This window comes from Pyrobaculum calidifontis JCM 11548 (assembly GCF_000015805.1).
Taxonomy (GTDB): domain Archaea; phylum Thermoproteota; class Thermoprotei; order Thermoproteales; family Thermoproteaceae; genus Pyrobaculum; species Pyrobaculum calidifontis.
In genome coordinates, this window is sequence record NC_009073.1 from 1,991,440 (window position 1) to 2,009,313 (window position 17,874).

22 protein-coding genes are annotated in these 17,874 nt (G+C 48.6%); 9 read left to right on the forward strand and 13 right to left on the reverse strand.

Annotated features, from left to right (window positions below; all coding sequences use genetic code 11):
- Positions 1 to 16: 16 nt before the first annotated feature.
- Positions 17 to 547 (reverse strand): ribosomal protein S18-alanine N-acetyltransferase, encoded by a 531-nt coding sequence (gene rimI / locus PCAL_RS11415; protein WP_011850826.1) that lies wholly within the window; start codon positions 545 to 547, stop codon positions 17 to 19.
- Complete coding sequence (pyrB, locus tag PCAL_RS11420) at positions 544 to 1,461, reverse strand: aspartate carbamoyltransferase (protein ID WP_011850827.1); 918 nt, start codon at positions 1,459 to 1,461, stop codon at positions 544 to 546. The genes rimI and pyrB overlap by 4 nt, the downstream gene beginning before the upstream one ends.
- A 37-nt stretch (positions 1,462 to 1,498) precedes the next feature.
- Here pyrB and PCAL_RS11425 point away from each other — a divergent pair, with 37 nt between their 5' ends.
- The gene (locus PCAL_RS11425) at positions 1,499 to 2,098 is read left to right on the forward strand and encodes an orotidine 5'-phosphate decarboxylase / HUMPS family protein (RefSeq protein WP_193322736.1); all 600 of its coding nucleotides are present in this window, start codon (positions 1,499 to 1,501) and stop codon (positions 2,096 to 2,098) included.
- Here PCAL_RS11425 and PCAL_RS11430 read toward each other — a convergent pair.
- Positions 2,095 to 3,204 (reverse strand): DUF763 domain-containing protein, encoded by a 1,110-nt coding sequence (locus PCAL_RS11430; protein WP_011850829.1) that lies wholly within the window; start codon positions 3,202 to 3,204, stop codon positions 2,095 to 2,097. The genes PCAL_RS11425 and PCAL_RS11430 overlap by 4 nt on opposite strands.
- 46 nt (positions 3,205 to 3,250) lie before the next feature.
- Between PCAL_RS11430 and PCAL_RS11435 the strand changes: the two genes are divergently transcribed.
- Positions 3,251 to 4,537 (forward strand): phosphomannomutase/phosphoglucomutase, encoded by a 1,287-nt coding sequence (locus PCAL_RS11435; protein WP_011850830.1) that lies wholly within the window; start codon positions 3,251 to 3,253, stop codon positions 4,535 to 4,537.
- Here the strand turns inward: PCAL_RS11435 and PCAL_RS11440 are convergent.
- The gene (locus PCAL_RS11440) at positions 4,522 to 5,913 is read right to left on the reverse strand and encodes an FAD-dependent oxidoreductase (RefSeq protein ID WP_011850831.1); all 1,392 of its coding nucleotides are present in this window, start codon (positions 5,911 to 5,913) and stop codon (positions 4,522 to 4,524) included. The genes PCAL_RS11435 and PCAL_RS11440 overlap by 16 nt on opposite strands.
- Positions 5,914 to 6,141: 228 nt before the next feature.
- Here PCAL_RS11440 and PCAL_RS11445 point away from each other — a divergent pair, with 228 nt between their 5' ends.
- Positions 6,142 to 6,579 (forward strand): restriction endonuclease, encoded by a 438-nt coding sequence (locus PCAL_RS11445; protein ID WP_011850832.1) that lies wholly within the window; start codon positions 6,142 to 6,144, stop codon positions 6,577 to 6,579.
- A 101-nt stretch (positions 6,580 to 6,680) separates the two neighbouring features.
- On the opposite strand, the gene PCAL_RS11450 is transcribed toward PCAL_RS11445, so the two are convergent.
- Positions 6,681 to 7,148, reverse strand: a complete 468-nt coding sequence (locus PCAL_RS11450) for a hypothetical protein (RefSeq protein ID WP_193322737.1) — start codon at positions 7,146 to 7,148, stop codon at positions 6,681 to 6,683.
- 117 nt (positions 7,149 to 7,265) lie between these two features.
- A complete protein-coding gene (locus PCAL_RS11455) occupies positions 7,266 to 8,072 on the reverse strand; it encodes a GTPase (RefSeq protein ID WP_011850834.1) in 807 nt (268 codons plus the stop codon).
- 46 nt (positions 8,073 to 8,118) lie between these two features.
- On the opposite strand from PCAL_RS11455, the gene PCAL_RS11460 reads away from it, so the two are divergent.
- From PCAL_RS11460 to PCAL_RS11470, 3 genes are read left to right on the forward strand one after another with little or no spacing between them, the layout of a single operon-like run.
- Complete coding sequence (locus tag PCAL_RS11460) at positions 8,119 to 8,715, forward strand: V-type ATP synthase subunit D (protein WP_011850835.1); 597 nt, start codon at positions 8,119 to 8,121, stop codon at positions 8,713 to 8,715.
- A gap of 23 nt (positions 8,716 to 8,738) precedes the next feature.
- Positions 8,739 to 8,888 (forward strand): hypothetical protein, encoded by a 150-nt coding sequence (locus PCAL_RS11465; RefSeq protein WP_011850836.1) that lies wholly within the window; start codon positions 8,739 to 8,741, stop codon positions 8,886 to 8,888.
- Positions 8,889 to 8,904: 16 nt separating this feature from the next.
- Positions 8,905 to 9,174: a V-type ATP synthase subunit K gene (locus tag PCAL_RS11470; protein WP_011850837.1), complete on the forward strand. Its 270-nt coding sequence runs from the start codon at positions 8,905 to 8,907 to the stop codon at positions 9,172 to 9,174.
- Here PCAL_RS11470 and PCAL_RS11475 read toward each other — a convergent pair.
- Entirely contained in the window at positions 9,171 to 10,202 is a 1,032-nt protein-coding gene (locus PCAL_RS11475) for a V-type ATPase subunit (RefSeq protein WP_011850838.1), read from the reverse strand. The two genes, PCAL_RS11470 and PCAL_RS11475, sit on opposite strands and share 4 nt — an antisense overlap.
- Positions 10,199 to 10,516 carry a hypothetical protein gene (locus PCAL_RS11480; protein WP_193322738.1) on the reverse strand — a complete coding sequence of 106 codons (318 nt, stop codon included), beginning with the start codon at positions 10,514 to 10,516 and terminating at the stop codon, positions 10,199 to 10,201. Before PCAL_RS11480 ends, PCAL_RS11475 begins: the two co-directional genes overlap by 4 nt.
- 175 nt (positions 10,517 to 10,691) lie before the next feature.
- Between PCAL_RS11480 and PCAL_RS11485 the strand changes: the two genes are divergently transcribed.
- From PCAL_RS11485 to PCAL_RS11495, 3 genes are all read left to right on the forward strand, one after another.
- Positions 10,692 to 11,489, forward strand: coding sequence for a slipin family protein (locus PCAL_RS11485; protein WP_011850840.1), 798 nt, complete (start codon positions 10,692 to 10,694; stop codon positions 11,487 to 11,489).
- Positions 11,476 to 12,762, forward strand: a complete 1,287-nt coding sequence (locus PCAL_RS11490; RefSeq protein WP_011850841.1) for an NfeD family protein — start codon at positions 11,476 to 11,478, stop codon at positions 12,760 to 12,762. The genes PCAL_RS11485 and PCAL_RS11490 overlap by 14 nt, the downstream gene beginning before the upstream one ends.
- Positions 12,763 to 13,198: 436 nt before the next feature.
- Positions 13,199 to 13,669, forward strand: coding sequence for a hypothetical protein (locus tag PCAL_RS11495; protein ID WP_011850842.1), 471 nt, complete (start codon positions 13,199 to 13,201; stop codon positions 13,667 to 13,669).
- Here PCAL_RS11495 and PCAL_RS11500 read toward each other — a convergent pair.
- From PCAL_RS11500 to PCAL_RS11520, 5 genes are all read right to left on the reverse strand, one after another.
- On the reverse strand, positions 13,629 to 14,297 hold the full coding sequence (locus tag PCAL_RS11500) for a TIGR00296 family protein (RefSeq protein ID WP_193322739.1): 669 nt from the start codon (positions 14,295 to 14,297) through the stop codon (positions 13,629 to 13,631). The two genes, PCAL_RS11495 and PCAL_RS11500, sit on opposite strands and share 41 nt — an antisense overlap.
- Positions 14,298 to 14,593: 296 nt before the next feature.
- A complete protein-coding gene (locus PCAL_RS11505) occupies positions 14,594 to 15,721 on the reverse strand; it encodes an RsmB/NOP family class I SAM-dependent RNA methyltransferase (protein ID WP_011850845.1) in 1,128 nt (375 codons plus the stop codon).
- Positions 15,721 to 16,035 carry a hypothetical protein gene (locus tag PCAL_RS11510; RefSeq protein WP_011850846.1) on the reverse strand — a complete coding sequence of 105 codons (315 nt, stop codon included), beginning with the start codon at positions 16,033 to 16,035 and terminating at the stop codon, positions 15,721 to 15,723. Before PCAL_RS11510 ends, PCAL_RS11505 begins: the two co-directional genes overlap by 1 nt.
- A 104-nt stretch (positions 16,036 to 16,139) precedes the next feature.
- On the reverse strand, positions 16,140 to 17,240 hold the full coding sequence (locus tag PCAL_RS11515; protein WP_011850847.1) for an S-methyl-5-thioribose-1-phosphate isomerase: 1,101 nt from the start codon (positions 17,238 to 17,240) through the stop codon (positions 16,140 to 16,142).
- Positions 17,191 to 17,853 (reverse strand): endonuclease, encoded by a 663-nt coding sequence (locus PCAL_RS11520; protein ID WP_011850848.1) that lies wholly within the window; start codon positions 17,851 to 17,853, stop codon positions 17,191 to 17,193. Before PCAL_RS11520 ends, PCAL_RS11515 begins: the two co-directional genes overlap by 50 nt.
- Positions 17,854 to 17,874: the final 21 nt, after the last annotated feature.

Consider the following 17,874-nt stretch of genomic DNA (forward strand, 5'->3'; position numbering starts at 1 on the left):
TTGTAGCTCCCCGTGGCTACAGTGGGCGCGCCATGATGTAGGCATCTTCGCCGTCGCTGTAGTAGCGGGGGATCCTCCCCACGACTCTAAAGCCTAGTTTTTCATAGAGCGAAATAGCCGGCGTGTTAGACACGCGCACTTCTAGGTATACCTCAGTCGTGTCGTAGTAGTTTTTCAACGCTTTAAGGGCCCTAAGCATCATGGCTGTGGCAATGCCCAGCCTCCTGGCCTCAGGCAGGACCCCCACTGAGACTATGTGGCCCTTCTTGGCCGTCTTACCCTTTGCGATGTAGCTCCATCCAAATTCGACACGCGACATCACGTAGCCGACTACTTTGCCCCCTACCTCTGCGACTATGAAGGCCTTTGGGTATTGCTCAATATGTTCTACGAAGAACCAAGGGGGGTAGTTCTCCGGAAGCACCTTCCTGTTTATCTCAATTACCGCGTTTAAATCCCGCATAGTCACCTCTCTTATCACATACTCCGTTTTACCATCTTTGCCAAGAAGTTTCTGCGGCCCGTCTATCGCTATCTCGGATATCATGGCGGAGATAGAATTAGGTATATAAGTGCCATTCTCAGAGGCACGCCCAGCGCCGCTTGGATGAAGTACTTTGCATGTGGCGTAGAATCTATCCTATGGTCGATTTCGTCGACCCGGGGCAGTGGATGTAGCACTATAAGCCCCCTCTTGGCGTTCTTTAAAAGCTCTAGTGTTACCCTATAACTACCCTTGACTCTTTCGTACTCCAGTGGGTCTAAAAAGCGCTCTTTCTGTATTCTGACCACGTATAACACGTCTAGCTCATGTACCACCTCTTCTACGTTGGTGTGAAAGCTCATTTTTACGCCTTTGTCTCTCGCGTAGTCCACGGTCTCGGCCCTCGGCCTTAAAAACTCTGGCGAAATAAAGTAGAGCCTAACGTTGAAATTCGCAAGAGTCTCCACTAGGCTGTTTATCGTCCTGGCGTTTCTCAAGTCGCCCATCAATCCCACGTTGAGGCCGTCAACGTGGCCGAACTCCCTCCAGATTGTGTACACGTCTAACATGGCCTGCGTGGGGTGGTTGTACGCCCCGTCGCCCCCATTGACAACAGGGCTTTCGGCCACCTCTGCCGCCAGCTTGGCGGCCCCCTCGTACTTGTGCCTAATTACTATGACGTCGGCGTATGCGTCTAACATCCTTATCGTGTCAGCCAGCGTCTCACCCTTCTCAACGCTTGTGCCCTCCGCGCTTCCAAATCCTATGACGTCGCCGCCAAGTCTCTTCATCGCAACCTCGAAGCTGAGCCTAGTCCTAGTTGATGGCTCGAAAAAGGCCGTAGCCATAACTTTGCCTCTGAGAAAGTCTACACGCGATTTTGCAAACTTCTCCATGTACTTGGCCATTTCGAAGAGCTCGTACAAGTCTTCTCGACTGAAGTCCCGAGCCGAAATTACGTCTCTACCGAACCACACGGCGTATAGTTATTAAAGAGTTTTAAGAGTGGAGCGCGTGCATCCGGTAATAGTGGCGTTAGATACCGACGTGTTAAAGGCGCTGGATGTGGCAAAAGCCCTAAGAGACGAGGTGGCTGGATTCAAGGTGGGGTGGGACCTCATACTCGAGGGCGGCATATCTATTGTGAGCGAGATTTCCAGATATGGAAGTGTTGTAGTAGATGTAAAGATCGCAGATATTCCATATATATCAAGTAGATTAATAGATAAGTTTATAAGGAGGGGCGCTTGCTGTGTAATTGTACACGGCTTTCTATACCCCTCGAACGTCAACGGCAAACATGTATACGTCTTGGCAAAGATGACTGTTCCCACTATGTACGACTATGTATGGGAAAAGCTACTAGACGAGGTGGAGGCGGTGAGGGGGTTTGTACTGCCGGGCAACCAGCCTGAGGCTATTAAAAAGGCGCGTGAAAAACTGGGATGTAAATACCGCATAATAGCCCCCGGCATTGGCGCACAGGGGGGGAGGCCTGGAGAGGCCATTGAGGCAGGCGCCGATTTTGAAATAGTGGGCAGATATCTGTTAGAAGACCTCTCTAGAGTTTCCCACTGGGACAGGCTGAAGCCCACGTGTTTTACATCTCCCTAGGTCGGCCTCTTTAAATGGTCTGGAAATTGCCATGACTCGGCTTTTTTCGCCAAATGCGTTAGATATTTGTAGATGCCAGGGTCGCTACGCGCCTTATCTATAATTGCGTCTAAGATTGCTATTAGTTCGTCGTACACCTTTCTGTCCACTGGATAGGGAACTCCATCTTTTCCGCCTACGGCAAAGGCGAATTTAAATGGGTCTATGGCTGGGTCGTTCCAATCCGCCGGCGCCTTAAATATGAGCTCTGCCACTAGGGAAAGCGCCCTTAACGTCTTTGGGCCAACCCCATACCTTAGTAACAACTCCTTGAAGTCTGCCACGGATTTAGGCGGCGGCAGATTTCTTACTACAGTTTTTACATCGACGTCCACTTTCACATGGGGGTGGAAGTACGTAGGGCCGAAGACGGTTTGTCCACGCAGTATGGCTAAATACTTTGCCACCTTGTAGGGGCCCTCGTTTACGAGTTCTAGGACGACTTTGCGATTTTCCTCGCTACGTCTGGAGGCTAGGTTTAACACGTCCTTCCTCCTAATTCCAATTATTCCAGTGTGTGGGTCGTTGAAGTAGTCCTCTGTTGCTAGCCAGTGGTATCGCCTAGCCATTTTAACCTCTGGGTTCATGCCTTGTTGAACTACGCTCCACTTGCCGCTTTCTGAGACAAAAAAGGCGTGGTGGTATATGGTGTAGCCGTCTTGCACTAACGCGTTGTCAACCTTAGCGGTTAGCCTCGACGCGTTAACCAAGGCTGATGCATCTAGGTCGAAGTGGCGAGCAATGTCTGCAAGTTCCTTGGGTGTGTCGAGCGCCCGTCGACCTTTGCCGCCTGCCACGCGGATTGGGATATCGGAATTTGCCAACACTTCTTTTACAACGGCCGTAGTTACCGTGGTGGAGCCGCTACTGTCGTAGTCCATTCCTATCAGGTTGTTAAACGCTTGGAAGAACACGGGGTTTGAAAATCTCTCCACAACGCCGTCTGGGCCATATAGGTCGTACATTATGCGCAACGTGAGCCTGGCCAATTTTCTCATTCTGTCAAACAGCCACGGCGGGACGTGGCCCGTGTGAAGAGGCAAATCGGCAACGCCAGTTGGCCTCACAACTTTGTATTTATTCATGCATATAAATTCCTGATTCAACGATGCCGTGACCGTGTTTAAGGCGTACGATATTAGGGGCGTTGTAGATGTTGAACTGACGATGGACCTCGTAGAGAAGATCGGCTTCGCCATTACAAAGTTCTTCCAAGGAAGCGACATAGTCGTGGGGATGGACGTGAGGACGCACTCGTTTAGAATTGTAGAGGCTTTGTCGAGAGGACTCACCGCTGGAGGAGACGTCGTCTTTCTCGGCACATCAACTACTCCTATGACGCACTACGCCTCCTACACGTTGGGCAAACCGGCCGTCATGATAACGGCCTCGCACAACCCGCCAGAGTACAACGGCCTAAAGATAATGAGGCCCGGCGGACTAGATCTTGAAAGCCACGAAATCCAACAGTTAGCCGCTTTACTGGAGCCTCCGCCAGAGAGGAGAAAAGGCGTAATCTATGTATACGACGCACTTACAAAATACACAGACGAATTAGCTAAGAGGTTCGGAAGGATAGACATGTCTATAGGATTTGACCCGGCCAATGCGGCCGGAGTTATACTCAAGCCACTTCTCAAGGCGACTTTTAAAAACGTCGTTGCCATAAACGACTACCCAGATGGACGCTTCCCCGCCCATCCCCCCGACCCCGAGAAGGCCGAGAATTTAAAACAGCTACAGGAACTAGTGCTGTCTCACAAGTTAGACGCGGGCGTGGCTTTAGACGGCGACTGTGACCGAGTGGGAATAGTCACGGCTAGCGGCAAAATCTTTAGGCCTGAAAAAATGGTCTATGCGCTTCTCAACTATTACGCGAGACCGGGAGATGTGGTAGTGCTAGACGTCACTATGCCTCTCTACTTGGAAAAAGTGGCAGAGGAAAGGGGGGTCAAAATTGTGCGACAGAGGGTAGGCCACAGCTTTCAAAAGCCCACGGCCCTGCGCGTCAACGCGCTGTTCTGGGCTGAGTATAGTGGACACGTGGGGTTTAGAGACCACCACTATTTCGACGACGGCATCTACGCGGCGCTCCGCCTGTTTACAATTTTAACAGAGGCCGGAGTTACGCTCGACAAAGTAATAGAAGAGGCCCCAAAGGTGTACGAGGAGAGACTCGACATAAGAACACAAAACCCCAGAGCAGCCGTGGAAAAGGCCAAAGAAAGAGCCAAGGGGTTTGAAATATACGAACTAGACGGCTTAGACATACGGACAAGGGATGGCAGACTGCTAATTAGGCCCAGCAACACGGAGCCCGTGGTGAGGGTTAAGATAGAGGCCGAGAACAGGGAGGGCCTAGAGAAACTGAGACATTTGCTCTCTCAGCTTATCTCATAAAGCATTTGCGGCTTCCCGTATATGAAATACGATGGTCTTTGCGCAAGAGCGGCCCCCAGTATGATAACTGCATAGGGTATACAGACCGACTCTGCACACACAGAGTTGCCAAAAGAGACCTTTGGCACTTTGAGATGCCTTAAGAGGTCTGTCTCCTCATGCGTTATCTTCACCTTCAACTCCTTTACGCTGTTTAGACGCTTTACCTCGTCTAAGACTTTGCGCAACGTAGTCCCATCACATGGACATATCACGACGTCTTCTAACTCGTCGAGTTGGGGCCAGTAGGAGGCCCAGTGTGGCACGTCGATGACGTTAGGCTCCACGTAGCGCCCAGTGCCGTCCGTGCCTTTCTCTAAGCGGTTGCCGAGGTTATAAAGCCAGTTAGCCTCTACAGCAAGTCTGACTAGGAATTTATCTAGCGCATCTTTCACTCGCCCCGCATCTTCTAACCCGTCCTTTGAAGCTATGTACATAGCCAAAAGCCTCCCCTGGTCAACCACGTGGCCATCTTTCACAGCCCCGTATAGGTGCCCAACGGCGTAAACGTTGCCCCCGCCCACCGCCCTCCCCGACTCGTCTACTGACAGAAGTTCGCCGTAGACAGATCTCCTAGGCACAAGAGAGTTGAGCTCAAAACTGTAAAAGACGCGGTACCCCATCTTCATGGGGACGTACGGATTCACCATTCTAACAGCGGACACTATCAGATCGACCTTCATCTCCCCTTCCTCCTCCTTTCCTCTCACTGTTTTTACCCGGTACTTCAACGCCCCGCTCTTATACCCCGTCAGCCTTGCCGATGTGATAATGGGAAAGTCCAACCTCGACTTAACCTCCTCGTAATACTTAACGTCGCGTAGATATGCGGAGTTGTCCATAACAACTACGTTGTTGCCACGGCGTCTTAATGCAATGGCCGTCTTAAGCCCCCACTCTGAAGATCCCCACACTACTACGTTTAAACCGTTTGGAGGATCTTGCAAAACTTCCTCAGCCGTTTTCTGTGGCACCTTTGTGCTACCGGGGAAGGTTATTGGCACATCTGCCCCGCCAGTCGCCAAAATTAGGTGTTTATACTTAACCTTGTACCTAACGCCATTTGTATACACATAGGAACCGTCAAAGAACCCAGCCTCTACGTCAAGCTCATTTGCCCTAGCAACAATGGCTTGAATCTCTTGAGAGGGGTCAACAAGGACTCTGTGGCCCCCCAGAGGTCCTGTATGGACTATTTTGGGGCTGTATCCGTATTTTTTTAACTCCAGTGCGGCCACTATGCCGCCGACGCTACCTCCGACTATTAACACGTCTACGTTAAGCTCCTCCTCCCGTGTTGCTTGGGGTACGCATTGAATTGCCGATTTGCAAGCCACGGCTTGTGCTGATTGCCTTATTAAAACTATATTCAGCGCTTTGGATCCTCGTCACGGCTCGGCGCGTTTTTTCATCACATTTATTAACGTCTCTCCCAAATATATGCGTGTACTGGGTCTCTCAAGTCGTATATCAAGGCATATGTTAGGGGAGATAGCACTGCGCTTGAGTGCCTCCTAGCCCTTGGGCTTATTGAGAGGGGGGAGCCGAAGTCCAGGGGCTATGTCTTGTACAAGGCTCTGAAATCTGGGTTAAATGTCGTAGACGCAGTCAGGAGTTTGGAGTGGAGAGATTTTGAGGAGCTGCTGCGTCTGATATTTGCAGATTTTGGATACAATGTTGCGGCGAATGTGAGATTGAACTGCGGCGGCATCGCCGAATTTGACCTAATAGCCTGGAATAAAGAATTGGCCATTGTGGTGGAAGCCAAGCGCTGGAAGGTCGGCGGTGCAAGGTGGCAAGAGGTGGCACGGCGGCATTTAGAGAAGATGAGGCGGTGCAAGCTAAAGCTCCTTGCCTTTGCCCCCGCCGCGGCGCCCCTTGTAGTAACGTCCACGGCCACTAACTTTATTGCCGGCGGAGTTCCTGTAGTCTCTATTGAAAATGTAGGGCACTTTCTCACCTCTCTTGACTACCTCAAGGATCAAATCGCCATACTTAAGTAGACAGTCGTCACACACGTAGACGTAGAGCCCAAGCGACAATTCGCTCCTTAGCCTAGCTATGTTGTACGTCTCCAGTCTTTTCAAACAGAAAAAACACCGAATCACGCCTTCTCAGTCTTTTCTATAGTCGTAGAAAGATCCATTAAGACTCTGGCCCTGCTCTGAGGCAGCGCCAACCTTTCAACAACCACCAACAAAAGAGCTACGGCAAACACGGGCAACGACATATACTTTGCATAGTTGCTAAACACAATAGCTATATCTCCACTGCCTACTACGAAAATATGTGGAAGGGGAAGCGCGAAGAAGAGGGATAGGGCTGCCACGACTTCTGCCAGCCGCGGCACCTTGATCTTAGCAAGATATTCCAAATAGGTAGCCACAGCCAAAAGCGCCACCACTACGACTATGGAAAGCGGCTCGTAAACCTGAGGAAAATTGTAATATGAGCCGCCTACCGTAATCCTAAAACTACCGACCTCAACACGCGCCGTGGCGTATTGAGGCACAGCCACGGGTCCCACCACGATCACTAAAACGGCCAAGGCCACGGCCAATAGCGTAATCACATCCACTTACTTAAACCACTTTATACGTGTTTGCTCTATTTACGCTCCGAGAGGCGAGGCCCTTGCTCGTACCCAGACGCTAAAGCGCCGCCACATAGGGACAGGTAGCTTAAGTCCTCAAGAGTTGTCACTCCCTCTCTGACGCTTCTCGGCGCTGGGCGGCGGCACGGCGTACCTCAACCGCCCAGTGATCCAATCTTTCAGCACAATTCTAGCCGCCTCCTCTACGTCTACTCTGCCGCCTTTTCTAAGCCTGTGTTTAACACGGCCAATCTCTTCTAGGACGTCCTCGCCCGCGTTCTCTATGCCGTACGCCTCTTTAAGCGCGGCGGGGTTGTAGGACAAGATTCTCCTTATTAGCGCGTAGGCGTAGGGCACTGGGTCGTCCACGGTCCCTGGGTCGACCAGCCCCCTAACTACATCGAGCGCCAAGTCGCCAGTTGACTGCGTCTTGACAACGCCGGGCGTGTCAATTACGAGGAGCCACGTCTTTGCTCTAACTATTTGCTCTCCCCTCGTCCACCCCGGCTTTGGGCTAGTTGGTGCAACATGCCTACCCTTTAGGTAGTTTATTATTGTAGACTTGCCCACGTTGGGGTACCCCACTACAACTACTGTTGCGGGAATACGCGGCGCAAGGTCCCTAATGGACGCTATAAGCCTCCTTGTGCCAAGCCTGTGCTTTGCGCTTATGTAGACCGCAGGTATGCCAACGCTTTGGAAATACGACTTCCACTCCTCCATTAACTCCCTCTCCACTAAATCCGCCTTGTTTAATACAACCAACAGCCTTTTCCCCAGCCTTTCCGCTAGTCGTTCAACCTCCTCGTTCCTAGTGGCAATAGGGTCTCTCGCGTCTAACACCTCTAACACAATGTCGCCATCTTCTACTACCCTACGAACGAGTCTCCACGTCTCTTTCACACGACGTATGTAGCCAATATTTAAAAAACGTGAAGAATAGCGACACGTGTCTTTTAGGCCTCCTCCGTCAAGGCTGGAACTAATACGCCTAAGAAGACAGCTGGCCCTATTCCGCCGCATTAGAAAAACTTTGGAAGACGCCAGAAATTCCACTATACAGAGAATTAGGGCCCTAATAGCGGACTTGGAGAAACTTAGGCGTGAAATCGCAGATGGCTTCACAGAAGTCGCCGACAATTTTAGAATCGCCGTGGCAAAGTCCGGCATCGACAGAATAAATCTGCTGGCAGAGCTGACTCCAAAAACTGTAGAAACGAAAATTGTAGACAAGGGGACTCACCTAGGCCTTGAAATTAGAAATTTTGCAAGCTATCCCGTATACAGCATAATCTCTGAGGCGGCAGAGTTGGACATAGCCTTGTCCAAGATGAAGCTATTAACACAGAGATTAGTGGAATTCGCAGAAAAAGAGACACTATTTTATGTGCTTCTAAATAGAGTAAAGGAGTATCAGAGAATGATTAACGCTATAGACTACGTTATAATTCCACGCATAGAAGAGAATATACGGTATATCAGATTAGCTCTAGACGAGAGAGAAAGAGAAGAATTTATCCGCCGGAAAATAACCACCCAAATTTAAAAGATAGGCCCTTTATTGGCCTCATGTCGGTAAAAGACCTCAACGTAATGATAAAAGAATATATTGATAAAGAGATTGAAAAAACCCTTGTTGACATAAAGGCAGAAATTAAAGAACTAATCAATATTATTGATAGAAAAATTGAGGAACTGCGTCAATATTTAAAAACATGAGAATTTAAGCTGGGCCATGGCTACGCGGAAGGCGTTAACGCTTGCAGTAATGTTGGCATTGCTTGCATTTGCTCAAGCGACACAAGCAGAGAGATACCTAGGAGCCGGGTTAGCAGTAGGCTTAGCCGGCTTGGGAGCTGGCATAGGTGTAGGCATAGCTGGTGCCGCGGCGATATCCGCAATTGTGGAAAAGCCAGAGCGCACAGTGTGGTATTTGATCTTCGTCGCACTTGCCGAAGCAATCGCTATTTACGGTCTTCTAATAAGTATATTGTTGATACTCTAGATTTTGACGAGAGGCTCAAAGATTTCTTTTCTTTTTTCTGCGCTTATACCCTCAGCGATTAAACTGGCCGCTTTTATAATTGTAACAACTTCTGATCTCATATATTCAAGTTGCGCCGCCAATGCGCCCAGAGAGAATTCAGTAAACCGCGCTATGTATATATCTGACAGCTTTTTCATGTAGGCAGGATATATATTATCCATGGCGACTGCTATGTTTTCAAGAGATGGCGACTCTGCCACCGCGCTTATCAAAAGCCTGCCCCATGGTAGCGCCTCTGCAAATTCTAAGAACTTGGCAGGGGGGTCTCTTGCCGCAGATAGTACAACAGGCGTTGGCCTCCCCACTATTAGCTCGTTTAACTCGTCTGAGAGGCCCCAAATCCTAGCCCGTATCGCAATCGATGCGTTGATGTAATCTCTGACCTCCTCTGCGAACGTTGTAAGAGATCTCTCTCGCTTGGCTGTCAGCGTATTTGTAAAATCTTCTAGCCATTGTCTATCTATAAAGAAGCTTATTTTGTCTTCTCCATATTTTGCCGCGAAGGCAAAAGCCTTGGACGCGGGGTGGCGTAGTTGCTCTAAGCGAGCCCCTATTTCCTCCACGTTTTTTGACCCTAAGAGACTTGCGATTATATGCCTTCTACGTGTAAACTCAAGGGGTTCCCAAATTATAAAATCTTCAGGATTTTTACCAGCTTTTATGGCAGATGCTATGTTTCTAATGTTGTCAAATTCAAAAAATTTAATAGATGCTAAAACTACCTCTTTAACATCTTTACCGGAGCCTAGAAAAATAGACCTTATTTTATCCAGGTAAATTTTAATCAACTCGCGCCTAAGCTCAGCGATATTTTCTCTAGTTAGCCTATCTATGGAAACTGCGTACGGCGTTGTTTTTAGTACATTGAGAAATTCGTCAAGAGTGTTAGAGTACGCGAGCATTAGTAGTTTGTCTCTTGGCAATTCGCTAATGCGGAGCCCCCTAACCCGAGGTCCTAGGTATGGCCTTTTGAACGTGGCGCTCATAAAGAGAGAAGTTCAAGGCTCTTCTGTAAAATTGCTCCTTTTCTCTCCTCATATAGCGCCTTTATCTTTCCCACCGCGTCTTTTGTAGCTAGCCGAAGTTTTTCTGCCTCATTTTTTGCCTCATTTATAATTTTTAACTTATATTCCTCAATTGTTTTATTTATGATTTCTTCTATATTTTTATTAAGGTTTTCTGAATGTTTTTTAACAATGTTTTCAATGCTTAGGAGTATCTGGGTTTTTGTCTCATCTACGCTTTTTAAAACCCTGTCAATCTCCTCTAGCTTTTTTAAAACCTCATCTATCTTTAGCATCGACATGTAGAGAGGCGGCCCTTTAAAACTTTGATGACACCAGGACTTGCGGAGGCGTGAAGAAACTTCTCGCGGCTGATCAGCCGCGCGGAATATACATCACCGTCAGCCCGTCCCCATACGCATCACGCAGTGTCTTTACACCAAGTTTATATATGAACACGGTGACTCTTCTATGATACTCCAAGTCGTTGAACAAGTTCTATTCGCCATATTGGTCTTATTCGCGTTAATAGTCTTGGTGGCAATTCTCTCTTCTGCGATTAGGATAATCCCAGAGTATCAGAGGGCTGTCAAGTTTAGGCTTGGCCGCGTGGTGGGCGTCGTGGGGCCCGGCATTGTCTTCATTATACCTATTATAGACACCATTATGCGCTATGATCTAAGAGTTGAACTCGTGGATGTGCCAGCTCAGAGGGCCTTGACGAGGGATAACGTTGAAGTGACTATAGATGCTGCGATATATCTCAGGGTGATAGACCCGTTGAGAACTGCGCTGACGGTTAGAAACCACGTGCCTGCCGTGGCCACATACGCGGCTTCTACATTACGCGACGTAGTTGGCATGGTTGACTTAGACACATTACTTGCACACAGAGACGAGATTGCAAAAAGAATAGCCTCTATCGTTGATGAACATGTGACGCCGTGGGGCGTGAAGGTCACGGCCGTGGCTATTAAGGACATTAAGCTTCCCGACGTGTTGCTCCGCGCCATGGCCAGCCAGGCGGAGGCCGAGAGAGTTAGGAGGGCTAAGATTACCCTCGCCTCAGCTGAGTACGAGGCCAGCAAGATCTACCTAGAGGCAGCTGAGAGATATTCTCAAAACCCAACCGCAGTCCAGCTGAGGATGATAGACGCGCTTATAGAAATTGCCAGAGAACACAACTTGATAATAGTGACGCCGCCCACCTTTGAATACGTGGCCCTACCTCTGGCGTTGACAAAGAAGGGAAAAAATGAGGGCGGCTAGCCTATTGCTCGTCCTAGCAGTATTCCTGCACGCGTACACTGTGTCCACGTTTTACGTGGTTGAGATAAATAACGTAATTGGGCCTTACACTCTTTCCCAAGTCCAGCGGGCCATATCTCTTGCTGAACAAAATAACGGGGCTGTTCTTCTACTTCTCTCTACCCCAGGCGGCCTGGCTGACACCACGCTCCAGATAATGAGGGAGATAGGCAACTCTCCCGTCCCCGTAATTGGCTACGTCTACCCCGACTATAGCTATGCCTGGTCTGCTGGCACATACATCCTAATGTCTACTCACATAGCAGCCATGGCGCCTCACACCGTCATAGGCTCTTGTCAGCCTATTGCCGGGGGGACCCCTATCAACGAGAGCAAAGTCTTAAACGCGTTAATAGGGTACCTTGAAACAGTATCCAGCTCCTATGGCCGCAACGGGACATTTGCAAGACTATGTATTACGCAGAACGTAAACCTAAACGCAGAAGAGGCATTACGCTACAAGGTGATTAACCTAATTGCTATAGATGTGGGAGACTTAATCCGGCAGATAAATGGGACAACTATATTGTTGAGAAACAAGCCCACGGTCCTTGTGGTAAAGGCCACTGCAACAGTTACAGTACAGCCCACACTCACCGAGACTCTTCAAATGTGGCTAAGCGACCCAGTGGTCTCCAGCATTTTATCACTGCTGGCGTTTATACTTCTACTTGCGGCGTTTCTCACAGGACACCCGGCCGCGGCTGTGGCCGCCATTATTCTGCTAATTTTGTCCACGTTTACTATACTGCCCACCGCGTGGCTTGGGGTAGCTTTGATTATAATGGGCGCCGTGCTTATCATGGCGGAGGCGCTTATGGGGATGCCGGCCCACGGGGCCGTAGCCGCCGTGGGGGCCGTGCTATTAGTGGCAGGATTTCTGTCAACATATCCAGCGAACGTCTTTGGGGGCGAGCTCATTAGGATTGAGAATTGGTGGCTAATAGAGGCGGGGCTCTATATAAACATCGCAGTGCTAGTAGGATTTTTGGCTTTTATGGTATTTAAAGCGGTGACCGTACACCGTAAAAGGCCTCCCTCAGAGATACTAACCAGTTTGAAGGGCGTAGAGGGTGTGGCAATTGAGGATATTGGCCCTGACAAGCCTGGCTTTGTCAAAGTATTTGGGGAATACTGGAGAGCCGTGGCCAACAAGCCTATAAAAAGCGGGTGCAGAGTGCGCGTGGTAGAGCTAAGGGGAGACTTCTTGGTTGTAGATTCCGAGGAGTGTTAACATGGCTTCTTCACCAGGAGTATTCTAATAGGGCCTCAAAGCCGGTATTCAGAGGCTTAACCATGTGCATGGCTTTTTGCCGATAGCCTATTCTTGCCGAGCAGCATATCGGCCGTGCTTCTTTATTAATAACCGCCGTTTATATTAGCTCAGGGAGCTTGTTTTACATGTTCGTCCACCTCTTGTCGGCCTATGGAGTCATACTCATGGCAATGGGCGCTTTTGGGAACGAGGGCGAACTTGTGGCGCTAGGCCTCCTAATGGTAGTCCTAGGAAATCTACACAGAATAGGGGCATTTGCCACGAAAAGAAAAAATAGACAAACAAAATGACCGTCGGTGAAGTGCTAAGGGTCTGCTGATTGGTGACGAGTATTTTATGCTGAAGGGTGTTATTCTAATTGTAACCATTATATATCGGTGATTTTCTCTTTTGCATGTTTCTACAGCTAGAGCTTGTACTCCTAGCCGTCGCCGTGGCTGTTCTTGTTCTGCTTATTTTCTGGTTTACGCGGAGGCAGTCTCCTCCTCCGCCGCTACCAGAGGAAGAAGGTGTGAGATATACGCCGGGAGAGAGGGAGATTATTACAAGGCTGGGCGAATTAAGAGAAAGAATTGACAAGATGATACCTCCATATGGAAGAGTGGGCTATATACCTTCAACGCTGGAGGAAATTAAGGATTTGTTGGGCTTCTCATATGTTAGACTTGGAGAGAAAGAGGTAGGAGAAAGGCCGCCGTTTATCGACCGCTTTGAAGACCTAGATGTCGACTTTCTACAGGCAAAAGTGGGGGATGTGTATGTGTATATAGTAAGGAAGGGCGGTAAAAGACTTGTTGCCGCTGGTGATCAATTTCTCGACTATCTCACCGCGCGTTTTCTCTTTGAGTTCCTTGACTACATCTAGCGGAGACCTCGGCCGCTAAGTCGCGCTCTACTACGTCGCCTTGTAGAGACACTTCTCTGAAGATTTGGGCCTCGTATACATATATCTTGGTCCGTCTATCGAGCCAACAGTCTCCGGGTAGCCAAGCCTTTATACATACGTGCGTTAGAAAGTCCTCGGGGCTCCAACACTCCTCAACTGCCACTTGGGGCAGTAGGAGACCTGCATAGGGCCCTCTCCTGACGACTAGTCCGTGGACGCCTACTTTGACTTGTTCTAAGTATTTCCTAGGGTCGGGCTTTAGGAGCGTGAGTGGGCTCAGTATAGACACTTCAAAGACTACCTGGGAAAGCTCCTCTGCCCTCATGGCTGGAAATCGTGGGTCTTGGCAACACGCTCCTATTGCGCTGAGGATAGTTGCATATAGTGTGTTTTTATAGCCCTCGGGGTAGCCTATGCAACCTCTTAGCTCGTACTTATCTCCTTTCAGAGTTTCAATTGTTGTAAATACGCCGTAGTTGTCTTGGAGCAGTCTGTCCGGAGGGTTTTCTGGCACTAGGATACTGCCTGTTTTGAGGTAGTGCTCTACCGCGGCTCTTGCGAGTTTCACGAGGTATGCGCCCTCTACTAGAGAATATGGCTTAAACATTGACATTTACTGCGGCTGTTTTTAAAAGCGTAGCTGGGGAGAACTCTTAAATTGCAACTTGACCAAATTGCTATGCCTGTGTGTTCTGTATGCGGAAAAGAAGTTAACTTTAAGAATATAGCTTATATTTATGAGGATATATTAGTATGTAAAGATTGTTTCCCTATGTATTATGTAAAAAATCTGTGTAAGGTGGTTGAAAAAAGACTCCGTGGTGAAAATCCTTTGGCTTGTCATTTTTGCGCATTTAAGAGACAGTGCAACGAGGTAATTTCCAAGACTTTAAAGTCGCTGTCCTAGCCCTTTGATAGCAGGGCCAGGAAAAAGCCAGGGGTGTTGTGGATATGCGGTAGAAAACGTCTACAAGTCTCACAGCCCCACCCCGGAGCGCCTATTGGGAGATCCAGGTGGAGCGTCTGTGCCCTGGATTTCAGTACCACCTCTTCGTTTTCCACATAGGTGAGCGTGCAGGTTGAGTATATGACATAGTCCGCTATTTTGAGGGCGGTTTTTAGAAACTGGAGTTGGTACTGCGCCAGAGTCTTTGCTGCCTTGTATGTGACTCGGTGGTATATCTTTGGTCGTACGCCTATGTCTGTGCAAGGCGGGTCCACCAGCGCTAGGCCTGCCCTTAGCCGTGGGAAGTCTCTATCGAGGTATCTACTGTCGTGGAGTAACACATCTACTTGGGCTTCTAAACCGAGGCGCTTGAGTTCTTCTCTGAGACGGGATATCTTGGACCAGGAGCGGTCTACGGCAAAGACTCTCATGCCTAGTTGAGCCAAGTGTGTGCACTTGCCTCCGGGGGCCGCGTTTAAGTCGACTGCTTTTTCAACTCCGAGGCGCTTTGCTACATGTCCCACAGCTATGGCGGGTAAGCTTTGACTGTATATTAGCCCCTCGGCGTATTCTGGCAAGTCTCTTATCTTTGGCGCCTTGTAGAGAGACTTCTCTACTTTTATGAAAAGCCCCCTCCGCGTCTTTAAAACCTCGTCGCTGTTTGCAACAGCAACACCAAACGCAACTACTACGCCGTTGTCCGCCACCACGTTGACCTCGTCTCCCACCTCTACTCGCTCTGTCTTTATAACTCCGGGGGCGTAGACGTCTGCGCCCACCATTACGCTCTCCGCCGCCTTTTTATCTACCACAACTATCTTCCTCGCCGTTGGCACTCGAAAGGGGCCTTGTACAGGTAGCCAAATGGCCTCTTCTATGTGCTCGTCCCTATACGCCGGCACCCCTCTTGCATTTAACCGCCTAACTAGCTCATTGGCAGATATGCGTGACGTGTTTACTCTTACGTAGTAGCGCGGCGGAGGCGTTGTTATTGCTTTAAAGAGTGCATCTATTTCGCCGTCTGTCAAAAATTCCAGAAAATGTTTATATAAATCATAGTCGATTTCTATTCCATAAAAATTCATTAACTTAATAATTTTAGTATTATCTCCTTGGCCCTTTCGGGGTCTTTTTTTGCAATTTGCCACAGTTCGTCGTCTATCCTTAAAATGTAGCGGTAGGTCTTGCTACGCTTTGAGCTCGGCTCTGTTTTGAGAAACTTATACATTGAGAGTTTGCGGAGTAGTCTAGCTGCTTTGAGGATGGCGCTGTGGTTTGAGCCAAAGCCTGCCATCTTTGCGAGCGAGGTTGCTTTAATGCTTACTACTTTGCCCCTTGCATTTAGTAAGAGCACTATTAGAGCTTCTACAAGCCTTCTTTCAATATTTTCAAACTTCATTGGGCGCTATTTTTCACATATTTTTAAGATTTTCTCGCTACATGTATAGAAATTAGCCAATTTTGACTTTTTAAATATATAGCCCGTGGCCGTTAGACTCTAGGCTATGTTAAATTCAACAATCGACGTAAGTTTTTGTGTAGCGGCTGTATAGCTACGCCTTTTTCAGTGATTATCCCAGTAACGTATTTTGGAGGAGTTACGTCAAACACCGGGTTGAACACAGGCACGTCTTTCACTGTGACGTATACTGGGCCTTGGCTTGTTCTCACAGTTCTAACCTCGTCTGGGTCGCGCTCTTCTATCTTTACCTCCTCTACTTTGCTCTTTGTGTCTATTGTGCTCGTTGGGGCAAGCACGTAGAAGGGTATACCAAATTCATGCGCCAAAACAGCCTCGTTTAAAGTCCCTATTTTGTTAAACACATGCCCATCTAACAGTATCCGGTCTGCGCCGACCATTACCACGTTTACTAACTTCTTGTACATCACTAGGCCAACTGCCGTGTCGGCTATGAGAGTTGTGCGTATGCCGTTTTGCATAAGTTCGTACACTGTGAGTCTCGCGCCCTGTTGCCACGGCCTCGTCTCCGGCGCTATTACTGACACTTGTTTGCCCAGCGCCGTTGCTATGTATATGGGCGCGGTGGCCGTGCCTATCCCGGTGCCCGTGGCTAGGCCTCCTGCGTTACATATAGTCAACACGGTGTCGCCGTTCTCTAAAAACTCAGCGCCGTATATCCCCATCCGTATCTCGGCTTCAAGCTCTTCTTCAAATATCCTCTTCGCCTCCTCCTCCAAGTCTTGTAACAATTCGTTCACAGAAGCTGTCTTTGACGCAGACTCCACAGCTTTATTGTACATTCTGTCTAACGCCCAAAAGAGGTTGACGGCAGTGGGCCTAGTTTTGGCCAGCGTATTTTTCGCCTGTTCAAGGACTTTCAGAGCCTCGTCTATGCTCCGCGGCTTCTTTTCAATCAGGGCAATTACCATGCCAAATGCGGCCGTTATTCCGATGGCCGGCGCGCCGCGAACCTTCATTTCTCTTATGGCGTCTGCTACCTCTGCTACAGTTCGCGCCTCTATGTACCTCGTCTCAAATGGAAGTAGGCGTTGATCTAGTAGAATTAGCTTATCCCCAGCCCAGGAAATAGGCCTAATTTTTGGGCGAAGTTTCTCCTTCAGTTCTTGTACCAACTTCTCCATGCACGCTACTTAAGCCACTGGTATTAAACTTAGCTACTTGATTCACTACTGTTGATAAAATTTTCCTTATTTTTACAGCTGCAGATAGTATCTCATAATTTTTTGCCTCACGAGGAAGTTTTTTAAATAAAGTATTACAATCTATTTGTTGACATATACATTGTAGATCTTGGCAATGTTCGATTACTTGTGCTTCTTCCTCTGTGAGGGTGATAAATGCCTCCAATAGTGTTGCAAAAAATCTAGCAAAGGCATTTACAAAAGCTGTGTATAAGTCGTCTAAAGAGAGAAATATGTAGTCGGGAAGTAGGACTACCTCTACGCCTAACTCCTTGGCGAGCTCATATGCGCCTTCGTCAGCATAACCTCTTGCTATTATCAACGGCTTTGCGCCTAGTAGCTTGGCGTTTACGAAGGCTTGCCTTATTCCACTTATGTCCACCTTTCCAGCCTTAACCTCTATAGCGTAAACGTCACCTTTTTCATCAACTGCGAGTATGTCCACCTCGCCTACTTCGACACCGTTTCTGTAGACTTTATACCGTAGGGCCCTGGGCTGTAGACCAAGCGCTGGTAAAATATCAAGCACGTGTTTTTCAAATCTGGCGCCCATCGATTTTATTACGCGCTTAAT